This window comes from Marinobacter qingdaonensis (genome assembly GCF_034555935.1).
Taxonomy (GTDB): domain Bacteria; phylum Pseudomonadota; class Gammaproteobacteria; order Pseudomonadales; family Oleiphilaceae; genus Marinobacter; species Marinobacter qingdaonensis.
Genome location: NZ_JAYDCJ010000003.1, coordinates 1,142,595 through 1,160,191, shown reverse-complemented (window position 1 = coordinate 1,160,191; position 17,597 = coordinate 1,142,595). Strand labels below are relative to the sequence as shown.

General features: G+C 63.1%; 18 protein-coding genes and 1 other RNA gene. 14 read left to right on the top strand and 5 right to left on the bottom strand.

Features of this window, described 5'->3' with window-relative positions:
• Positions 1 to 12: 12 nt before the first annotated feature.
• Complete coding sequence (locus U5822_RS08415; RefSeq protein WP_322855181.1) at positions 13 to 528, bottom strand: DUF3299 domain-containing protein; 516 nt, start codon at positions 526 to 528, stop codon at positions 13 to 15.
• A 61-nt stretch (positions 529 to 589) separates the two neighbouring features.
• Here U5822_RS08415 and U5822_RS08410 point away from each other — a divergent pair, with 61 nt between their 5' ends.
• The 6 genes from U5822_RS08410 to U5822_RS08385 all read left to right on the top strand — a co-directional run bounded on the left by U5822_RS08410 (position 590) and on the right by U5822_RS08385 (position 4,091).
• Positions 590 to 1,306 carry an ABC transporter ATP-binding protein gene (locus U5822_RS08410; protein WP_322855180.1) on the top strand — a complete coding sequence of 239 codons (717 nt, stop codon included), beginning with the start codon at positions 590 to 592 and terminating at the stop codon, positions 1,304 to 1,306.
• Positions 1,303 to 2,577, top strand: a complete 1,275-nt coding sequence (locus U5822_RS08405; protein WP_322855179.1) for an ABC transporter permease — start codon at positions 1,303 to 1,305, stop codon at positions 2,575 to 2,577. The genes U5822_RS08410 and U5822_RS08405 overlap by 4 nt, the downstream gene beginning before the upstream one ends.
• Before the next feature lie 102 nt (positions 2,578 to 2,679).
• A complete protein-coding gene (locus U5822_RS08400) occupies positions 2,680 to 2,886 on the top strand; it encodes a TIGR02449 family protein (protein WP_322855178.1) in 207 nt (68 codons plus the stop codon).
• Positions 2,886 to 3,182, top strand: a complete 297-nt coding sequence (locus U5822_RS08395) for a cell division protein ZapA (protein ID WP_322855177.1) — start codon at positions 2,886 to 2,888, stop codon at positions 3,180 to 3,182. Before U5822_RS08400 ends, U5822_RS08395 begins: the two co-directional genes overlap by 1 nt.
• A gap of 75 nt (positions 3,183 to 3,257) precedes the next feature.
• A non-coding RNA gene (gene ssrS / locus U5822_RS08390) (6S RNA) lies at positions 3,258 to 3,439 on the top strand.
• Positions 3,440 to 3,443: 4 nt separating this feature from the next.
• On the top strand, positions 3,444 to 4,091 hold the full coding sequence (locus U5822_RS08385; protein WP_322855176.1) for a 5-formyltetrahydrofolate cyclo-ligase: 648 nt from the start codon (positions 3,444 to 3,446) through the stop codon (positions 4,089 to 4,091).
• Here U5822_RS08385 and U5822_RS08380 read toward each other — a convergent pair.
• Together U5822_RS08380 and ilvA are read right to left on the bottom strand one after the other, a co-directional pair.
• A complete protein-coding gene (locus U5822_RS08380; protein ID WP_322855175.1) occupies positions 4,061 to 4,225 on the bottom strand; it encodes a hypothetical protein in 165 nt (54 codons plus the stop codon). The genes U5822_RS08385 and U5822_RS08380 overlap by 31 nt on opposite strands.
• Positions 4,226 to 4,505: 280 nt before the next feature.
• Positions 4,506 to 6,041 (bottom strand): threonine ammonia-lyase, biosynthetic, encoded by a 1,536-nt coding sequence (gene ilvA, locus U5822_RS08375; protein WP_322855174.1) that lies wholly within the window; start codon positions 6,039 to 6,041, stop codon positions 4,506 to 4,508.
• Between the two features lie 132 nt (positions 6,042 to 6,173).
• Here ilvA and rpiA point away from each other — a divergent pair, with 132 nt between their 5' ends.
• From rpiA to ppa, 3 genes are all read left to right on the top strand, one after another.
• On the top strand, positions 6,174 to 6,854 hold the full coding sequence (gene rpiA, locus U5822_RS08370) for a ribose-5-phosphate isomerase RpiA (protein ID WP_322855173.1): 681 nt from the start codon (positions 6,174 to 6,176) through the stop codon (positions 6,852 to 6,854).
• Between the two features lie 162 nt (positions 6,855 to 7,016).
• A complete protein-coding gene (locus U5822_RS08365; RefSeq protein WP_425259398.1) occupies positions 7,017 to 8,135 on the top strand; it encodes an acyl-CoA dehydrogenase family protein in 1,119 nt (372 codons plus the stop codon).
• Between the two features lie 455 nt (positions 8,136 to 8,590).
• Complete coding sequence (gene ppa / locus U5822_RS08360) at positions 8,591 to 9,118, top strand: inorganic diphosphatase (protein WP_322855171.1); 528 nt, start codon at positions 8,591 to 8,593, stop codon at positions 9,116 to 9,118.
• A gap of 70 nt (positions 9,119 to 9,188) precedes the next feature.
• Here the strand turns inward: ppa and U5822_RS08355 are convergent, their stop codons facing one another.
• Positions 9,189 to 10,241 (bottom strand): DUF2333 family protein, encoded by a 1,053-nt coding sequence (locus U5822_RS08355; protein ID WP_322855170.1) that lies wholly within the window; start codon positions 10,239 to 10,241, stop codon positions 9,189 to 9,191.
• A 6-nt stretch (positions 10,242 to 10,247) separates the two neighbouring features.
• On the bottom strand, positions 10,248 to 12,230 hold the full coding sequence (locus U5822_RS08350; protein ID WP_322855169.1) for a bifunctional diguanylate cyclase/phosphodiesterase: 1,983 nt from the start codon (positions 12,228 to 12,230) through the stop codon (positions 10,248 to 10,250).
• Positions 12,231 to 12,442: 212 nt separating this feature from the next.
• On the opposite strand from U5822_RS08350, the gene U5822_RS08345 reads away from it, so the two are divergent.
• The 5 genes from U5822_RS08345 to prmA all read left to right on the top strand — a co-directional run bounded on the left by U5822_RS08345 (position 12,443) and on the right by prmA (position 17,560).
• Complete coding sequence (locus U5822_RS08345) at positions 12,443 to 14,056, top strand: diguanylate cyclase (protein WP_322855168.1); 1,614 nt, start codon at positions 12,443 to 12,445, stop codon at positions 14,054 to 14,056.
• Positions 14,057 to 14,330: 274 nt separating this feature from the next.
• Positions 14,331 to 14,771 carry a type II 3-dehydroquinate dehydratase gene (gene aroQ, locus U5822_RS08340; RefSeq protein WP_322855167.1) on the top strand — a complete coding sequence of 147 codons (441 nt, stop codon included), beginning with the start codon at positions 14,331 to 14,333 and terminating at the stop codon, positions 14,769 to 14,771.
• 27 nt (positions 14,772 to 14,798) lie between these two features.
• The gene (gene accB, locus U5822_RS08335) at positions 14,799 to 15,269 is read left to right on the top strand and encodes an acetyl-CoA carboxylase biotin carboxyl carrier protein (RefSeq protein ID WP_322855166.1); all 471 of its coding nucleotides are present in this window, start codon (positions 14,799 to 14,801) and stop codon (positions 15,267 to 15,269) included.
• A gap of 18 nt (positions 15,270 to 15,287) precedes the next feature.
• A complete protein-coding gene (gene accC, locus U5822_RS08330; protein ID WP_322855165.1) occupies positions 15,288 to 16,634 on the top strand; it encodes an acetyl-CoA carboxylase biotin carboxylase subunit in 1,347 nt (448 codons plus the stop codon).
• A 29-nt stretch (positions 16,635 to 16,663) separates the two neighbouring features.
• On the top strand, positions 16,664 to 17,560 hold the full coding sequence (gene prmA, locus U5822_RS08325; RefSeq protein WP_322855164.1) for a 50S ribosomal protein L11 methyltransferase: 897 nt from the start codon (positions 16,664 to 16,666) through the stop codon (positions 17,558 to 17,560).
• Positions 17,561 to 17,597: the final 37 nt, after the last annotated feature.

The following is a 17,597-nucleotide window of genomic DNA, read 5'->3' as shown; positions in this document are numbered from 1 at the left end:
TGGGCTGCCTGCTCATCCGTCGTAGGGTGAGACCTGCTCGGCGACGATGGAATAGGAGGAGGTGCCAAGGTCGTTCTCGGTGCGCTCGATTTCCAGGGTCCCTTCGATCCAGACTGGATCGTAGAGCGCTTCCAGCGTGAAGCCTTCCTTGTATTTCACGTGGATGATCTGGTTCGGCGGCGGGGGTGGCACGTGGATGCAGGCGCCGTAGTAGGGCACCAGGAAGAATTCCAGGATGCGCATGTCCTGAGTGGTTTTCAGGGGCACCACAAAACCGGGGATGCGGGCATTCACACCGTCCATTTCCGGCACCACCCGCCCGGTCATGATCTCGTCGGGCAACAACGCCGGGCCATCGCCCTGATGCTCAATCTCTGGCATATTTTCCAGCAGCGCCAGGTCCTCGGCCGGCATCAGCTCAAGCCAGTCGAGTTCCCGGGTGTCGGCCAGGCTGGGCAACGCCGTCACCAGCAACAGGACCAGGGTTACCCAAACAGACGGCCGGGCCGGATTCACAGTCAACAACACAACAACTCCCAGGGTCGAATTCACTCAGCCGCCATCATACACCGGGCAGACAGCAACCAACATGACCAACACGACAGATCCAGCCAGCCACCAGCCAGGCACCCCACCCCCGGCCATCGAGGTTCGGGGGCTCGGCTTTGCCTGGCAAAAAGCCCAGCCGACGCTGCACTTTCCGGATTTCACCCTGCCCCAGGGCGAGCACCTGTTTGTCCATGGTCCCAGCGGCACCGGCAAGAGCACCCTGCTGAGCCTGCTGGCCGGCATGCTGCAGCCCGCCGAGGGCCACGTCCACCTGCAGGGCACCGACCTGTACCGACTCAAGACCCGCGCCCGGGACCGGTTCCGGGCCGACCACCTGGGCGTGATTTTCCAGCACTTCAATCTGGTGCCCTACCTGACCGCCCGGGGTAACGCGACCCTGCCCTGCCGCCTGTCGGCCCGGCGCCGCGATCTGACCGAGCCCGGTGCCGGGCCCGAGGCCGAGCGCCTGCTGGCGAGCCTGGCCATCCCGGAAGATCACTGGCACCGCAAGGTCAATCGACTGAGCATCGGCCAGCAACAGCGGGTCGCCGCTGCCCGGGCCCTGATTGGCGCCCCCGGGATTATCCTAGCGGACGAACCCACCTCGGCGCTGGACACCGACAACCGCGACCGGTTTCTCGACCTGCTGCTGGAACTGGCCGACCGGCACGCCACCTCGGTGCTGTTCGTCAGCCACGACCACACCCTGGCCAGCCACTTTCACCACCACCTGGAACTGGGAGGGTCCCACGGATGAAACTGCGCCTTGCCCTGTCCCTTGCCCTCGCTGGCCTCTGGCACCGCCGCAGGGTGCTGACCCTGGTGTGCCTGACCCTGACCCTGAGTGTGTCCCTGCTGCTGGGCATCCAGTACCTGCGCACCGAGATCAAGCACTCGTTCACCAGCACCATCAGCGGCACCGACCTGATCGTCGGCGCCCGCAGCGGCCAGTTGAACCTGCTGCTGTATACCGTGTTCCACATTGGCGACGCCACCAACAACATCCGCTGGTCCACCTACCAGAGCCTGAAGCAGGACTCGCGCCTGGACTGGCTGATCCCCATTTCCCTGGGCGACAGCTATCGTGGCTACCGGGTGGTGGCGACCGATGACAACTTCCTGGCCCACTTCCGCCACGGCCAGGACCGCGCCCTGGCGCTCCGCGACGGCCGCTGGTTCGAGGACGTGTTCGAGGTGGTGCTGGGCGCCGGCGTCGCCGATGCCCTTGGGCATCGGCTCGACGACCGGATCGTGCTGTCCCACGGCGGCGGCCGCACCAGTTTCTCCAACCACGACGACACCCCGTTCACCGTCACCGGCATTCTCGAGCCGACCGGAACGCCGGTGGACCAGGCCATCTACATTGGCCTGGATGGCATGGAGGCCATGCACGTGGGCTGGCAATCGGGCGTTGCCATTCCGGGCCGTACCCTGACCCCGGAAACCGCGGCGGGCCGGGACTTCACCCCGGACGCCATTACCGCGGCGTTCGTGGGCATCGAGCGCAAGGTACTGACCTTCCGCCTGCAGCGGGAGATCAACCAGTTCGCCGACGAGCCCCTGTCGGCGATTCTGCCGGGCGTGGCCCTGAGCGAACTCTGGCGCCTGATGGGCCAGTTCGAGCGGGCGCTGCTGGGCATCACCGGCTTCGTGGTGGTGACCAGCCTGATCGGCCTGATGGCGGTACTGCTGACACTGCAGGCCCAACGGGCCCAGGAAGTGGCCATCCTCCGGGCCACCGGCGCCTCGCCGGTGCTGATCGGCTCGCTGTACCTGCTGGAATGCCTGTTCCTGGCGTTGGTGGCCTGCGCCCTGGCGCTGGCACTGGGGGCCGCCGGGATTACACTGGCCAGCCCCTGGCTGCTGGCCAACTACGGCCTGCAGGTCAATCTGCGACCGCTGAACCCGCAGGAATGGGCGCTGCTGGCGTCGGTGCCGCTGGCGGCCATGGTGGTGGCCCTGATTCCGGCCTTCAACACCTGGCGCAAAAGCCGTCGACTGGGCTTCGGCGAGGCCGCCAACCAGTGACCTGCATCACGCTGGCATTGCAATGACAACCCTGTAAATTGACCGACTTAGCGTCCACACTTATAGTTACTTGCAACCACAACAACCGATGTTGGGCACCTCATGGAACAGTCCGAAGTACAGGCCTTGGCAGACAAGCTGGACAAGCTGCTCGAGCACTGCCAGAAATTGGAGCGGGACAACGCGACGCTGCGAGACCTGCAGGACGACTGGAACCGGGAGCGGGCCCAGCTGATGCACAAGAACGATCTTGCCAAAAACAAGATCGAAGCCATGATTGGCCGACTGCGGGCCCTGGAGCACCACTGATGTCACAGCAATCCACCACCGTTGAGGTGAAGATTCTCGACAAGGACTTTCTGGTTGCCTGCCCGGAAGAGGAGCGCGAGGCCCTGATTCGCGCAGCCCGGCACCTGGACAGCAAGATGCGCGAGATCCGCGCCAGCGGCAAGGTCTTCGGGGCCGAGCGGATCGCGGTCATGGCGGCGCTGAACATCACGCACGAGCTGCTGGAGCGCGACACCATGTCAGACGCCACCAGCTCCATCCTGAAGGCCATGGGCAGCAAACTGGACACCGCACTGGGCGAGAATTCCGGCCAGTGATTCCCGGCCCTGGAGGTTGGGGGTATCCGAAACAGGTGTTGCAATTGGCCCCTCGGGTACCCGTATAATGAGTCCAACTTCCTGGGCTGTGCGGGATATTCGGATACGTCCTCGAGCCGATGCGCATTACCCAGGTGGCTACTTCAGGGCATTGTGAGCACGTCCCCGCTAGGGGAAAGCCTAATATGTCACAGCGGCCACCGACCTTGAACTTTGGGTTCAAGGGCCACATCCGATAACGGCAGCCCGGGAAGCTTTATCTTGACCCAGTTCCAAACGCCCCGCCCGTTCGACACTCACACCGACACCCTTTCCCGCAGCGAACTGCGCAAGCGTTTACGTCAGCAACGGCGCTCCCTGAGTTACGAACAGCAGCAGCAAGCCACCGAGCAACTGGCGCTGAACCTGCTGACCCACCCGGATCTGCATCGGGCCCGGCACATTGCCATCTACCTGCCCAACGACGGCGAAATCGACCCCCTGCTGTACCGGGACATTGCCCGGCGCAAGGGCATCCAGTTCTACCTGCCGGTGCTACATCCGATACTGGAGGGCAAACTGGTGTTCAGCCCCTACACCGATGACGTCGAGCTCACCGCCAATCGGTTCGGCATACCGGAGCCGGACTTCAGCAAAGGCCTGAAACGACCGGCCTGGGCGCTGGATGCGGTGCTGTTTCCCCTGGTGGGATTCGACGAGAGCGGCGGACGCCTGGGCATGGGCGGGGGATTTTACGACCGGACCTTTGCATTCAGCCGGCTGCGGCCGGGGCTGGCGCCCAAGCTGATCGGTCTGGCCCATGATTTTCAGAAAGTGACACGGCTACCCACCGAACCCTGGGACGTGCCCCTGCACGGCGTGGTCACCGATCGCCGGTGTTACCGGTTCAGACGTTCTTCAATGGCCTGAATGGCCCCGACGGACGCGGCGGCTTGGCCCCGCGGCTTGTCCTCAGACGCCTGAATGGAGGTGAACCCGGTAACCACCAGGCCGACGGCAAAGACCAGCACAACGGCTCTGATAATGTCAGGCTTGCCACCCATCGCTTCTACTTCCTTCACGTTCTGCGGTTAAATTGGCGAGAAATCAGTCAACTATTCTTGTTTTCGAGAATTAGACGAAAGACTAACACGCATTCCGATTTTTACAATTTTTGACAGGTTACTATTCGGTAACTTATGACAACTCCCGAGCTGGGAGCAGACGCCGAACGGGAAGGGCGATCCAAAACCCGCTCAAGCACGTCCATGTGACGCTTGAGCTCCGCCATCCATGGCTCCGCACAGTTTTGGATCGCCCTTCCCGCCCGGCTCGCAGCCTTGGTCACTCTGACCGGTTGTTGCCGGCCCCAAGGAACAATTGGTAGGCCTCGTTGTTGGTCATGTCCTCGTAGCGGAAACCGACCTTGTCGAGCATCTTCTCGAAGTCTTTCACTTCGTCGTCGTTTACCTCGGCACCCAGCAGTACCCGGCTGTAGGCGGCGCCATGGTTGCGGTAGTGGAACATGGAGATGTTCCAGCGGGTACCCAGGGACATCAGGAACTTGAGCAGCGCGCCCGGGCGTTCCGGGAACTCGAACTGGTACACCCGCTCGTTGGTGATGGCCGGCGCGTGACCACCGACCATGTGGCGGATGTGCTGCTTGGCCAGGTCGCTCTCGGTCAGGTCGATGACGCCATAGCCGGCCTCGCGCAGATCCTGCACCAGGTCTTCCCGGCCGTGGCCACCGGACTGCACCTGGATGCCGACGAAAATGGTGGCCTCGTCGGAATCGGCGTAGCGGTAGTTGAACTCGGTGATGCTGCGCTTGTGCAGGGCATTGATGAAGGTTTTGAAGGCACCCGGCTTCTCCGGGATGGTGACCGCCAGGATCGCCTCGCGCTGCTCACCGATCTCGGTGCGCTCGGACACGTAGCGCAGACGATCAAAGTTCATGTTGGCGCCACTCAGGGTCGCGATCAGGTTCTCGTTCTCGATCTGCTCGCGCTGGATGTACTTCTTGATGCCGGCCACGCCCAAGGCCCCAGCTGGTTCGGCGATCGACCGGGTGTCCTCGAACACGTCCTTGATGGCGGCGCAGATTTCGTCCGTGGACACGGTGATGACCTCGTCCACGTAATCCTTGCAGATCTCCCACGGGTGCTCGCCGATCTGCTTGACCGCCACCCCGTCGGCGAAGATGCCCACCTCGTCCAGCACCACCCGCTCGCCGGCTTTCATGGCCGCCTGCAGGCAGTTGGAGTCTTCCGGCTCCACCCCGATGACTTTGACCTCCGGGCGCAGGTACTTGATGTAGGCGGCCATGCCGGCGATCAGGCCACCGCCCCCCACGCAGATGAAGATGGCGTGGATCGGCTGGCTGAACTGCCACATGATCTCCATGGCCACGGTGCCCTGGCCGGCGATCACGTCCGGGTCATCGAACGGCGGGATGTAGGTGTAACCGTGCTTGTCGATCAGCTCGTGGGCGTGGGTTGCGGCCTCATCGAAGGCGTCGCCCTTGAGCACCACCCGGGCACCGTGGTCGCGCACCGAGCGTACCTTGATCTCCGGCGTGGTCTGGGGCATCACGATCACCGCCTTGATTCCCAGCTTTTTGGCGGCCAGGGCCACACCCTGGGCGTGGTTGCCAGCAGAGGCGCAGATTACCCCTTTGGCCTTCTGCTCCTCAGACAAATGGGCAATCCGGTTGTAGGCGCCGCGAATCTTGAAGGAAAACACCGGCTGAAGATCTTCCCGCTTGAGCAGAATGTTGTTGCTAAAGCGCTTGGACAGGCTGCGGGCTTCAGTGAGGGGTGTTTCGATCGCCACGTCGTAGACGCGGGCATCGAGGATCTTCTTGATATAGCGTTGCGGCATGATGCTTCCGTTCGGGTTGTCATCGGGGAAAACCGACAGTGTAGAAAGTTTGCACGGCAGCCGTCTATAAGCACGCCACCCTGAGAGGCTATAATGGCGCGAAACTCATGAAGATTTCCCCCGGAGCTGAACATGACCCAGGACGAACTCAAGAAAGCCGTGGCCAAGGCCGCGATTGACTACATCGCCCCCCGCCTCGACAGCGACAGCATTGTCGGCGTTGGCACCGGCAGCACCGCCAACTTTTTCATCGACATGCTGGCGGAGCTCAAGACCGAGTTCGACGGCGCCGTCGCCAGCTCCGAAGCCACCGCCGAGCGCCTGAAAAGTCACGGCATTCCGGTGTACGACCTGAACAGCGCCGGCTCCCTCGAGTTCTACATCGACGGCGCCGACGAGACCAACGAGCGCCTTGAACTGATCAAGGGCGGCGGCGCTGCCCTGACCCGGGAAAAGATCGTGGCGGCCGTGGCCAACACCTTTATCTGCATTGCCGACGACTCCAAGAAGGTCGACATCCTGGGCGCCTTCCCGCTGCCGGTGGAAGTCATCCCCATGGCCCGCAGCCATGTCGGCCGGGAAATCGTCAAGCTGGGCGGCGACCCGGTATACCGGGAGGGTGTGGTCACCGACAACGGCAACATCATCATCGACGTCCACAACCTCGACATCTCCCGCCCCATTGCTATCGAAGAGAAGCTCAATAACATCGTCGGCGTGGTGACCAATGGCCTGTTCGCCCGCCGGCCGGCCGATCTTCTGCTGCTGGGCACCGCCAATGGCGTGCAGAGCATTCCCCGCCCCGGCGCCTGAACCGCGCGCTGACAAGCACCCTGAAAAGCTGGCCCAGTGCCGGCTTTTTTCTTGCCCGAAAAAACATCAACCAAGCGCTTGCTTGGGGTCGTCAATTGCGCAACACTGCCCCCATGATTTTCGCTCACAGGGAGATCCGGCGTGTTCGATTACTTCAACGACATTCACGAACAGGCGCGACTGAGCGCGCAGAAGTTCATCCAGACTCATGTACTGCCCCATATCGACGACTGGGAAGAGGCGGGCGAATTCCCTCGCGACCTCTACCGCAAAGCCGGCGAGGCGGGCCTGCTGGGCATCGGCTTTCCCGAGGAACTCGGGGGCACGGGCGAAGGTGACATCTTCCTGCGGGTGGCCATTTCCGAAGAACTGATGCGCTCCACCTCCGGCGGCCTGGTCGCTAGCCTCGGCTCCCTCGACATCGGCTTGCCACCGGTCGCCAAGTGGGCCACACCGGAACTGCGCGAACGGATCGTGCCACCGGTGCTGCGCGGCGAGAAAATCGCCGCCCTGGCCATTACCGAACCCGGCGGCGGCTCGGACGTCGCCAATCTGAAAACCCGAGCGGTACGGGACGGCGATCACTACATCGTCAATGGCAGCAAGACCTTCATCACCAGCGGCCTGCGCGCCGACCACTACACGGTGGCGGTGCGCACCGGCGGTGAGGGCCACGGCGGCATCAGCCTGCTGCTGATCGATCGGGACATGCCCGGCTTTTCCACCGGCAAGAAGCTCCGGAAGATGGGCTGGTGGGCCAGCGACACCGCCGAGCTGTTCTTCGAGGACTGCCGGGTGCCCGCCGACCGGCTGATCGGCGCCGAGAACGCAGGCTTCGTGGTGATCATGAGCAACTTCCTGGCCGAGCGCCTGATGCTGTCGATCATGGCCTACATGACCGCACAACTGGCCTACGAGGCGGCCCTGGAGTACACCCGACAGCGCACGGCCTTTGGTCGCAACCTGGCCGGTTTCCAGGTAACCCGCCACAAGCTGGTGGACATGGCGACCCAGATCGACGTCGCCCGCGAGTACACCTACCGCTGCGCGGCCCTGATGCAGGCAGGCAAGAATCCGATCAAGGAAGTGGCCATGGCCAAGAACTTCTCGGTGGACGTGTGCGAGAAGGTGACCCGTGAAGCGGTGCAGCTGTTCGGCGGCATGGGCTACATGCGGGAATCGGTGGTGGAGCGCCTGTATCGGGATGCCAAGATTCTGTCCATAGGCGGCGGCTCTACCGAAATCATGAAGGAACTGATTGCCAAGCAGCTGAACCTGTAGCCCGGAACAGGTCTACTATGCGGGAGGGGCCATTTCAGGGGCCGTGGCCAAAACACGCTCCTGGCGGCACGTCCATGTGACGCTTGGGCTCCGCCATCCATGGCTGCGCACAGTTTTGGCCACGGCCCCTGAAATGACCCACCAAACCTAGCTCGGACCTTCTCGCATTCGAGCATTCAGGCACTCAGCGTTGCCAGTTTACCGGCCTCCCCCTGTAGCTCTGGGCGCTGGTGGGGAAGACCTTTCCAAAACCGTGTCGGGCCATGGACGGCCCGACCCGAGCCTACAGGGACGTACTTGTGGGCGTGTTTTGGGAAGGTCTTCCCCACCAGCGCTTCCACCAAAGCCAAAGGGCAAGCACTAAGGTTTAGTTTCGAACTCGTCGGGACTTCCGTATAATTGCGCGCACTTTTTAAACGCAGTTAAACGTACCTTACGTACAGGAAGGACCGATTATGCTTTTTGACAACATCCCTGCCGGCAAGAACCCGCCGGAAGACATCTACGTCGCCATCGAAATCCCGGCCAACAGCTCCCCGGTGAAGTACGAGCTGGACAAGGACATGGGCGCCCTGCTGGTTGACCGCTTCATGGCCACCCCGATGTTCTACCCGGCCAACTACGGCTTCATTCCGCACACCCTGGCCGACGACGGCGACCCGCTGGACGTGTTGGTGGTCACTCCGTACCCGGTGCAGGCCGGTTCCGTGATCCGCTGCCGCCCGGTTGGCGTGCTGAACATGGAAGACGAAGCCGGTGGCGACGCCAAGCTGGTTGCAGTTCCGCACGACAAGCTGACCACCGCCTACCAGAACGTGAAAGACATCGAAGACCTGCCTGAGCTGCTGCGCGACCAGATCAAGCACTTCTTCGAAAACTATAAGACCCTTGAGCCGGGCAAGTGGGTCAAGGTGCAGGGCTGGGACAACGCCGCCGCTGCCAAGAAAGCCATCGAAGACTCCATCAAGGCCTACAAGGGCTGATCGGACCGTCTCCGAGGCATAAAAAAACCGGGCACTGGCCCGGTTTTTTTTTCGTCTTCGGATAACCTCATCAGCCCCGGGACAGCAGGTCCCGCATGTCGCTGATGGCGGCGTTGGCCCGGGACAGGTAGGCCGCCATGGTCAACGAGTGGTTGGCCAGCACGCCGAAGCCGCTGCCGTTCAGCACCACTGGGCTCCACATGGCGCCCTGAGCCCCTTCCAGCTCGATGATGACCTGCTTCACGCTCGCCATGGCGTTCTTGTCCTGCAGCACCTTGCGGAAATCCACCTCGATGGCCCGGAAGATGTGCAGCAGGGCCCAGGAGCTGCCGCGGGCTTCGTAGAAGACGTCGTCAATCTGGGTCCATGGGGTTTTCACGTCGATCGCGCCGGTTTCCTCTTCCAGCGGGTTGTCCTGGTTGACGTTGGCGACCGCATCCGAGACCGAGGCCTTGCCCACGCTTTCACCCAGGGTTCGGGACAGGCTGCCGAGCCGGGTTTCCAGGTCCGCCAGCCAGTTGCTGAGGTTGTCGGCCCGGGCGAAGAACTGGGCGTCGGCCTGCTGCGGATCGGTCAGACGGTTGAGGTAGCGCTTCAGCGCCCGGATACCGCGGCGGTACTCCGCCTCGGTGGATGGGATTGCCCAGCTGCCGCTGTCGAAGTGCAGCTGCGGCTCGGCGATGGTGAGGTCCTTGTCCTCCGCGGACTGGGACTGGGACCGGCTGATGTCCTTGCGCAACGCCCGGCTGAGGTCCCGCAACTGCACCAGCACGCCGTACTCCCAGTTTGGCATGTTGTCCATCCACAGGCCCGGCGGGAAGATGTCGTTGGAGATGTAGCCGCCGGGCTTGTCCAGCAGTGTCTCAGCAATGCGGATCATGGTGGCGGTGGTGGCGAACCCGGTGATCGGTTCCCGTTCCATGCTGTTGGCCACCGAGCGGGTGTGCTCCCGTACCGAGAAGGACTCGGGCTCGCTGCTCCAGTACATGCCGAGCACCACCGTGACCAGCAGGTAGACAACCAGCACCAGCAGGATGAACTTGCCCACGGCGCCACTGCCGCCGGCGTAATCCTGCACGTCGTCTTTCTTGTCCCTGAAATACTGTCTGAGTTTGCCTGGCATAGACTGTCATTCCCCTGTCTGTTGATGGTCCGCAGCAAATGGTCGGCCAAGATGGTAACCCATGGCCCCATCAATACCCAGTTTGCACAGTACCGAGTATTCGGCCGCGGTTTCCACACCGGTAGCGAATACCTTCACGCCGCGGCTGTGGGCGATGGACACCACGGATTCGAGGTAGAAGCGGTTGTCCTCGTGGGTGTCTATATCGTGAATGAAGGAGTTATCAATACGCAATGCCTGGACGCTCAGATTCCTGAGGTAGCTGAACGGCACCCCGCCCACACCGAAGCGGTCCACCAGCACCGGCACTCCGAGCCGCACCAGGGCGCGTACCAGCAGGCCGACGGCGGTGCGGTGGTGGTGAATGGTGTGTTCGGAGATCCCGATCCAGAGCTGGCCGACGACCGGACCGGCGGCCTCAAGCCGGCTCAGCAACTCCTGACGAAAGCGTTCACTGGCCACCGAGGCACTGCCCACCGACACCGCCAGCGGCTCGTCCGGGCGTTCGCTCAGGCGCGCCAACACCCGCTGCAACTGCAGCTGGTCGATGTCCGATATCAGCCCGAAGCGTTCGGCCATGTGAATGAAGGCCCCGGCCTTGAGCGGCCCTTCCGGTCCCTCGATGCGGGAAAACACCTGGTGGTACACCGGCTGGCTCTGGGCCTCGCAGACCATCGGCTGCAACCACAACGACAGTTTCTGCTCGCGAATGGCCTGGGCGATGATCACCCGCCAGGTCTCCAGGTTGTGGTGGCCTTCCCGATCCGGCTCGGCCAGGTGGCAGCCGGACTCCTCCTGCTCCTGGGCCAGGCGCAGGGCCTCGTCCGCGGCCGCCAGCACCTCCCGCACCGACAGGCCCTCGGCGGTTCGGGCCAGGCCAGCATGCACCGCGGTGTCCAGCGGCGCGGCCAGATCGGCGTAGATGCCGTCCAGCTCCGCCACCAGGTCCCGACACCAGATGTCGGCATCGGCCGGCATGGCACCAGGCACGAACACGGAAAACTCGGCGCCGGTCCGACGCCCGGCGAAAGAGCCCACGTGGGAGGCGACAAAGTTGTTGATCACCTCGGCCGCGCGCAGCAGCACCCGGTCGGCCTCGACCCGGCCGTAAGCCTGATTGTATCCGGCGAAGCCGGCCAGCTTGACGAAGATGAGCACACCGGGCGCGGCCTTCTCTTCGGATTCCACCTCCACCTTAAGGCGCTGATCGAAGGCGCTGCGACTGGCCAGCCCGGTTACCGGGTCCTCATTATTCATTCGCCTCAGATGCTGGATCAGTTTGGCCTGGCCCTCGAACAGCTGGCCCAGGTCATCCGCCATCTGGTTGATGGCGGCGGTCACCTGATTGACCTCCCGGGTCGACTGCACCGTCACCCGCTGGCGGAAGTTTCTCTGGCCCAGCGCCTTGGCCTGCCGCTCCAGGGCGCGCAGTGGGCGCAGGGTTCGCTTGAGCAGCAGAAACAGCGCAAACAAACCCAGACCACCGATGATCGCGGTGCTCGCGATCAGGCCGACGGTGATGCGCCACAGGTCGGTGTAGGCCCGACCGGGATTGCTGACGACCTGAACCTTGCCCAGGCGGCTCCAGCCGCGCACCACTTCCGCCTCGGCCACGGGCAGCTTGAGGTCCGCGACGGACCGGAACCAGGACGGCACCCGGCTGTCGGCCAGGGTCATGGTCCGGCCCGCCACTTCCTCGCCGTCGTGGTTGAGGTAGCGGACCGACAGGTAGCGGCCGCTGTCGAACACCGCGTCGATCAGGGACGCGGCGGCCACCGGGTCGCGGGCATCAATGGCGTTGGACAGGGACAGGCCAACGGCGGTGGCGCCATCGTGGGCGTGGCCGGCCAGTTGCTCGGAGACATAGGTACGGAAATAGCCATAGCTGGTGACGAAGCTGACCACCAGGACCGCCACCAGCAGGGTGCCGGTGAACAACAGCAGAAGGGTGCGCAGAGTGGCAACGCCGGCCTGCGTGCGATCAATCACCTTGGATCTCCCTGCCCGAAGAGCGCGCGCCAGGAGGCGGCTCTCCAGCCGACCGGTGGATTGTGACCTGGACCGCAGAGTTGACAAACATTTACATGAAGCAACCTACGCCGACAACATTAAACACTATAGACTCTGCAAAGGAACTAAGTTGGAAAAACAGCCCAGACCTGAACCGCCGCCCAAATAACGAGAAGAGACAGGCCAGAGTTATGAACGACGAAAGCCAGAAAGAAAAACTCAGGCAGCATTTCGCACGACGCGTGACCACCCAGGCCCGGGTGGTTCTGGACACCTGGCAGAACATTCACGAAGACAAGGCCCTGTCCGGCGCCCTCCGCAACGAATTTGCCGCGGCCGCGGACAAACTGGTGCGCTACGCCCTGCGCTTCGAGATGGCGGCTCACGCCGACGCCGGCAAACGGATACTGGCGCTGCTGGAGCACTGGCCGGCCAACACCAACTTGGGTGACGAACTCGAACGGCAGCTTCAGGACGCCATCGATACCCTGTCCCGCAGCACCCTGCGCCGCACCGACCACCAGAACGCCGAGGCCCCGCACCAGTTCCGGCGCACCCCGGTGTACATCGCCCTGGGCAATGAGGAAATGGCCAGCCGCCTGATCCGGCAACTGGAATTCTTTGGGTTTCGGGCGTCGGCCTTCGCCACCGGGGACGAGCTGATTGAAGCCTGCGCCCTGCACAAACCCGAGACCATCCTGATGGATGTCAACTTCGGCGGCAGCACCAACGGCGGCCTGGCCACTATCGAGCAATTGCAGGAGCGGCACGACACCCCGATCCCGATCATCTTCATGAGCGACGAGGACGGCTCGATCGAAACCCGGCTGCGGGCCTCCCGCTGCGGCGGCGAGGAGTTCTTCTACCCGGCGGTGGACCCGGGCCAGTTGATCGAGAAGATCGAGACCTACACCCACGGCAACACGGTCGAGCCCTACAAGGTGCTGGTGCTGGACGACTCCCGGGCCCAGGCCAAGTACATGGAAACGGTGCTGCGCAAGGCCGGCATGACCGCCCACATCATCACCGACCCGATGCAGATCATTCACGCCCTGGAAGAGTTCTCGCCGGAGATCATCATCCTCGACATGTACATGCCCGGTTGCACCGGCATGGAGATTGCCCGGGTCATCCGCCAGCAGGACCGCTTCCACAGCGTGCCCATCATCTACTTGTCGGCGGAGGAAGACGTCACCAAACAACTGCACGCCATGAGCCTGGGCGGCGACGACTTCCTGACCAAACCCATCGACCCCAAGCACCTGATTGCCACCATCCACAACCGGGGACGACGGGCCCGGTCGCTGCTGGCGCTGATGATCCGCGACAGCCTGACCGGCCTGTTCAACCATACCCACACCCTGCACCTGCTGGACCAGGAGATCGTGCGGGCGCGGCAGAAGGGGCAGTCCCTGTGTTTCGCGATGATCGACATCGACTACTTCAAGAAGGTCAACGACACCTTCGGCCACCCCATCGGCGACCGTGTGCTGCGCAGCCTGTCGATGTTCCTCAAGCAGCGGTTGCGCAAGACCGACCACATCGGCCGGTACGGCGGTGAGGAGTTCGCGATCATCCTGCCGGACACCCGGCCCAGCGACGCCCGCAACGTGCTGAACGAGATCCGCGAGCGCTTCTCGGAGTTGCAGCAGCCGGCCGGTGACCAGGAGTTCAAGGTCACCTTCAGCTGCGGCGTGGCCAGCTGGAGCGATGAAAGCTCCCAGTCCCTGTGCGAACGCGCCGACCGCGCGCTCTACACCTCCAAGGCCGAAGGCCGCAACTGCGTCACCCTGGCCAACGACTGATCCCTGCCCGCTCCGGGCGGACCTGAGGTCCGCCCGCCGCCGCCCGGCGTTATGAAACCAACGTCGTATGGCGGAATTCCGCTGCCTTTACCACAATGATTCAGGTTGGAAGAAAGATTCCACTTCGATGCAGAAGCCGACTTTTTACGACCAATTGCCAACAGGCAGGATTGTCAAAAAGTGTTGATCTGAGCAAAACAAGCACGCACCATTGGGGTAACGTGCCGTTATTTTCGGCGATCCTGTTTAAAAACACCGTAAGGCAGATTGAACCATGTCGACAATTCTGGTGCTCCATGGCCCGAACCTGAACATGCTGGGCACCCGCGAGCCGGACGTCTACGGCTACGAGACATTGAACGACATCGACGACCGGCTGAAACAGGCGGCGGCCGCCCAGGGTCATCACCTGATGCACCTGCAGTCCAATGCCGAGTACGAGCTGATCGAACGGGTTCACGAAGCCAGGGCGGAAGGCGTCGACTACCTCATCATCAATCCGGCGGCCTTCACCCACACCAGCATCGCCCTGCGGGATGCCGTGCTGGCCTCGGGCATTCCCTTTATCGAAGTGCATCTCTCCAACGTGCATGCGCGGGAACCCTTCCGCCATCACTCGTATTTTTCCGATATCGCCGAGGGCGTTATCTGTGGGCTGGGCAGCCAGGGGTACGATCTTGCGCTTCAGGCCGCCCTGCAACGCATTCAACGATAGATCAGACACAACGGGACTGGATTAATTATGGATATTCGCAAAGTCAAAAAACTGATCGAGCTGCTCGAGGAATCCGATGTCGAGGAGCTGGAGATTCATGAGGGCGACGATTCCGTTCGCATCTCCCGCCGCCGCGAGCAGGCCGCCGGCACCCAGTACGTGAGTCACTATCCGGCGCCCGCACCCCAGGCGGCACCGGCCCAGGAATCCGCGCCGGCCCCCGCCGCCGACAGCGCAGCCCCGGCCGCACCGGCAGCGCCCAGCGGTCACTCCGTGAAATCCCCCATGGTCGGCACCTTCTACCGTGCCCCGTCGCCCACCGCGAAGTCATTCGTGGAAGTTGGCCAGTCCGTGAAAGCCGGTGACGTGATCTGCATCGTGGAAGCGATGAAGATGATGAACCAGATTGAGGCCGACAAGAGCGGCACCGTCACAGAAATCCTGGTCGAGAACGGCCAGCCGGTGGAGTTTGATCAGCCCCTGATCGTCATTTCCTGAACACGGTGATTGCTACCCATGGCCATGTTAGAGAAAGTTCTGATCGCAAACCGGGGTGAAATTGCCCTCCGGATCTTGCGCGCCTGCAAAGAGCTGGGCATCAAGACCGTGGCGGTCCATTCCAAGGTCGACCGCGACCTCATGCACGTGCGCCTGGCGGACGAATCCGTCTGCATCGGGCCCAACAGTGCACTGGAAAGCTACCTGAACATCCCCACGATCATCAGCGCCGCCGAGGTTACCGATTCGGTGGGCATACACCCGGGCTACGGCTTCCTGGCGGAAAACGCCGACTTCGCCGAGCAGGTGGAGAAGAGCGGGTTCCATTTCATCGGGCCGCGCGCGGAAACCATCCGCCTGATGGGCAACAAGGTGTCTGCCATCAACGCCATGATCAAGGCCGGGGTTCCGACGGTACCCGGCTCCGATGGCCCGCTGACCGATGACGAGGATCGCACCCTGCGCATCGCCCGGGAGATCGGTTATCCGGTCATGATCAAGGCCGCGTCCGGCGGCGGTGGTCGGGGCATGCAGGTGGTGCACTCGGAGGCCGCGCTGCTGAAGGCGGTGCAGATCACCCAGAGCGAAGCCCGCAACGCCTTCGGTGACCCGACCGTGTACCTGGAGAAGTTCCTGGAACGGCCGCGGCACGTGGAAGTGCAGGTGCTGGCGGACATGCACGGCAACTGCATCCACCTGGGCGACCGGGACTGCTCCATGCAGCGCCGGAACCAGAAGGTGATCGAGGAGGCCCCGGCCCCGAACGTCAACCCGGAATCCCGGGCGCGCACGCTCCAGGCCTGCGTCGATGCCTGCAAGGAAATCGGCTACGTGGGCGCCGGCACCTTCGAGTTCCTGTACCAGGACGGCGAGTTCTATTTCATTGAAATGAACACCCGGGTCCAGGTCGAGCACCCGGTGTCGGAAATGGTGACCGGGGTGGACATCGTGCGCGAGCAGCTGCGCATTGCCAGCGGCCTGCCACTGCAGTACAGCCAGGACGACATTCGCATTTCCGGCCATGCCATCGAGTGCCGGATCAACGCCGAAGATCCCAAGACCTTCGTGCCGAGCCCGGGCAAGGTCAAGCATTTTCATGCTCCGGGCGGCAACGGCGTGCGTGTGGACTCGCACCTGTACAGCGGCTACACGGTCCCCCCCTACTACGACTCCCTGGTGGCCAAGCTGATTACCTGGGGCGATGACCGGGAGATTGCCCGCCGGCGCATGAAGAACGCGCTGGACGAGCTGGTGGTCGAGGGCATCAAGACCAACCAACCCCTGCACAGCAGATTGGTACGCGATGGTGGCTTTAAACAGGTAGACTTCACCATCCATTACCTTGAAAAACTGATGCGGGAGTAACGCCCTGCATCATCACTGCAGGAATCTCTATGCCCTGGATACAACTTCAGATCCCAGCTGATCCGGACAACGCGGATCAGCTTGAGGATCTGCTCATGGAGCTGGGCGCGGACGCCGTGTCCATGGAAGACGCGGCCGACCAGCCCCTGTACGAACCCGACCCTGGCACCACCCCCCTGTGGAGCCAGACCACCGTGACCGGCCTGTTCCAGTCTGATCGTGACATCGAACAGCTGTGCGCCGATGTCCGCGACGCCTGGCACCAGGCCACCCAGCAGACCCTGCCCGAGATTGACGTCACCCTGGTCGAGGACAAGGACTGGGAGCGGGCCTGGATGGACGATTTCCACCCCCTGAAGTTCGGTGAACGCCTGTGGATCGTGCCCAGCTGGCACGACGCCCCCGACCCCGACGCTGCCAATCTGATGCTCGACCCTGGCCTGGCCTTCGGCACCGGCACCCACCCAACCACCGCGCTGTGCCTGGAATGGCTCGACGGCCAGGACGTCCAGGGCAAGCAGGTGACCGACTACGGGTGCGGCTCCGGCATTCTGGGCCTGGCAGCCCTGCTGCTGGGTGCCGACCACGTGGTCGGTGTCGACACCGATCCCCAGGCCCTGGAAGCCAGCCGCGAGAATGCCCGGCGCAATGGCGTCGAGGACCGCCGGCTCGACCTCTATCTCCCGGCCGACGAACCGGACACCCAGGCCGACGTCATGCTCGCCAACATCCTGGCCCAGCCGCTGGTTGGCCTGGCACCGCACCTGGCGGCACTGACCAAACCCGGTGGCGACCTGGTCCTGTCCGGCATCCTGGCGCACCAGGCCCGCGAGGTCATGGCCGCCTACGAACCCTGGTTTGTCATGGACGAACCGGAACAACGGGAAGACTGGATACGCCTCACGGGACGACGCCACGGCAGATGACGAACCGGTCCTTAAGGTCTAAACTCCGCTCTCGTAG

Bases quoted from the DNA above. Each gene is read 5' to 3' on its own strand.
- U5822_RS08410 (WP_322855180.1), top strand. From the start codon at position 590: ATGACCAACACGACAGATCCAGCCAGCCACCAGCCAGGCACCCCACCC.
- U5822_RS08405 (WP_322855179.1), top strand. From the start codon at position 1,303: ATGAAACTGCGCCTTGCCCTGTCCCTTGCCCTCGCTGGCCTCTGGCAC.
- U5822_RS08400 (WP_322855178.1), top strand. From the start codon at position 2,680: ATGGAACAGTCCGAAGTACAGGCCTTGGCAGACAAGCTGGACAAGCTG.
- U5822_RS08395 (WP_322855177.1), top strand. From the start codon at position 2,886: ATGTCACAGCAATCCACCACCGTTGAGGTGAAGATTCTCGACAAGGAC.
- U5822_RS08380 (WP_322855175.1), bottom strand. From the start codon at position 4,225: ATGGGTGGCAAGCCTGACATTATCAGAGCCGTTGTGCTGGTCTTTGCC.
- ilvA (WP_322855174.1), bottom strand. From the start codon at position 6,041: ATGCCGCAACGCTATATCAAGAAGATCCTCGATGCCCGCGTCTACGAC.
- rpiA (WP_322855173.1), top strand. From the start codon at position 6,174: ATGACCCAGGACGAACTCAAGAAAGCCGTGGCCAAGGCCGCGATTGAC.
- ppa (WP_322855171.1), top strand. From the start codon at position 8,591: ATGCTTTTTGACAACATCCCTGCCGGCAAGAACCCGCCGGAAGACATC.
- U5822_RS08355 (WP_322855170.1), bottom strand. From the start codon at position 10,241: ATGCCAGGCAAACTCAGACAGTATTTCAGGGACAAGAAAGACGACGTG.
- U5822_RS08345 (WP_322855168.1), top strand. From the start codon at position 12,443: ATGAACGACGAAAGCCAGAAAGAAAAACTCAGGCAGCATTTCGCACGA.
- aroQ (WP_322855167.1), top strand. From the start codon at position 14,331: ATGTCGACAATTCTGGTGCTCCATGGCCCGAACCTGAACATGCTGGGC.
- accB (WP_322855166.1), top strand. From the start codon at position 14,799: ATGGATATTCGCAAAGTCAAAAAACTGATCGAGCTGCTCGAGGAATCC.
- accC (WP_322855165.1), top strand. From the start codon at position 15,288: ATGGCCATGTTAGAGAAAGTTCTGATCGCAAACCGGGGTGAAATTGCC.
- prmA (WP_322855164.1), top strand. From the start codon at position 16,664: ATGCCCTGGATACAACTTCAGATCCCAGCTGATCCGGACAACGCGGAT.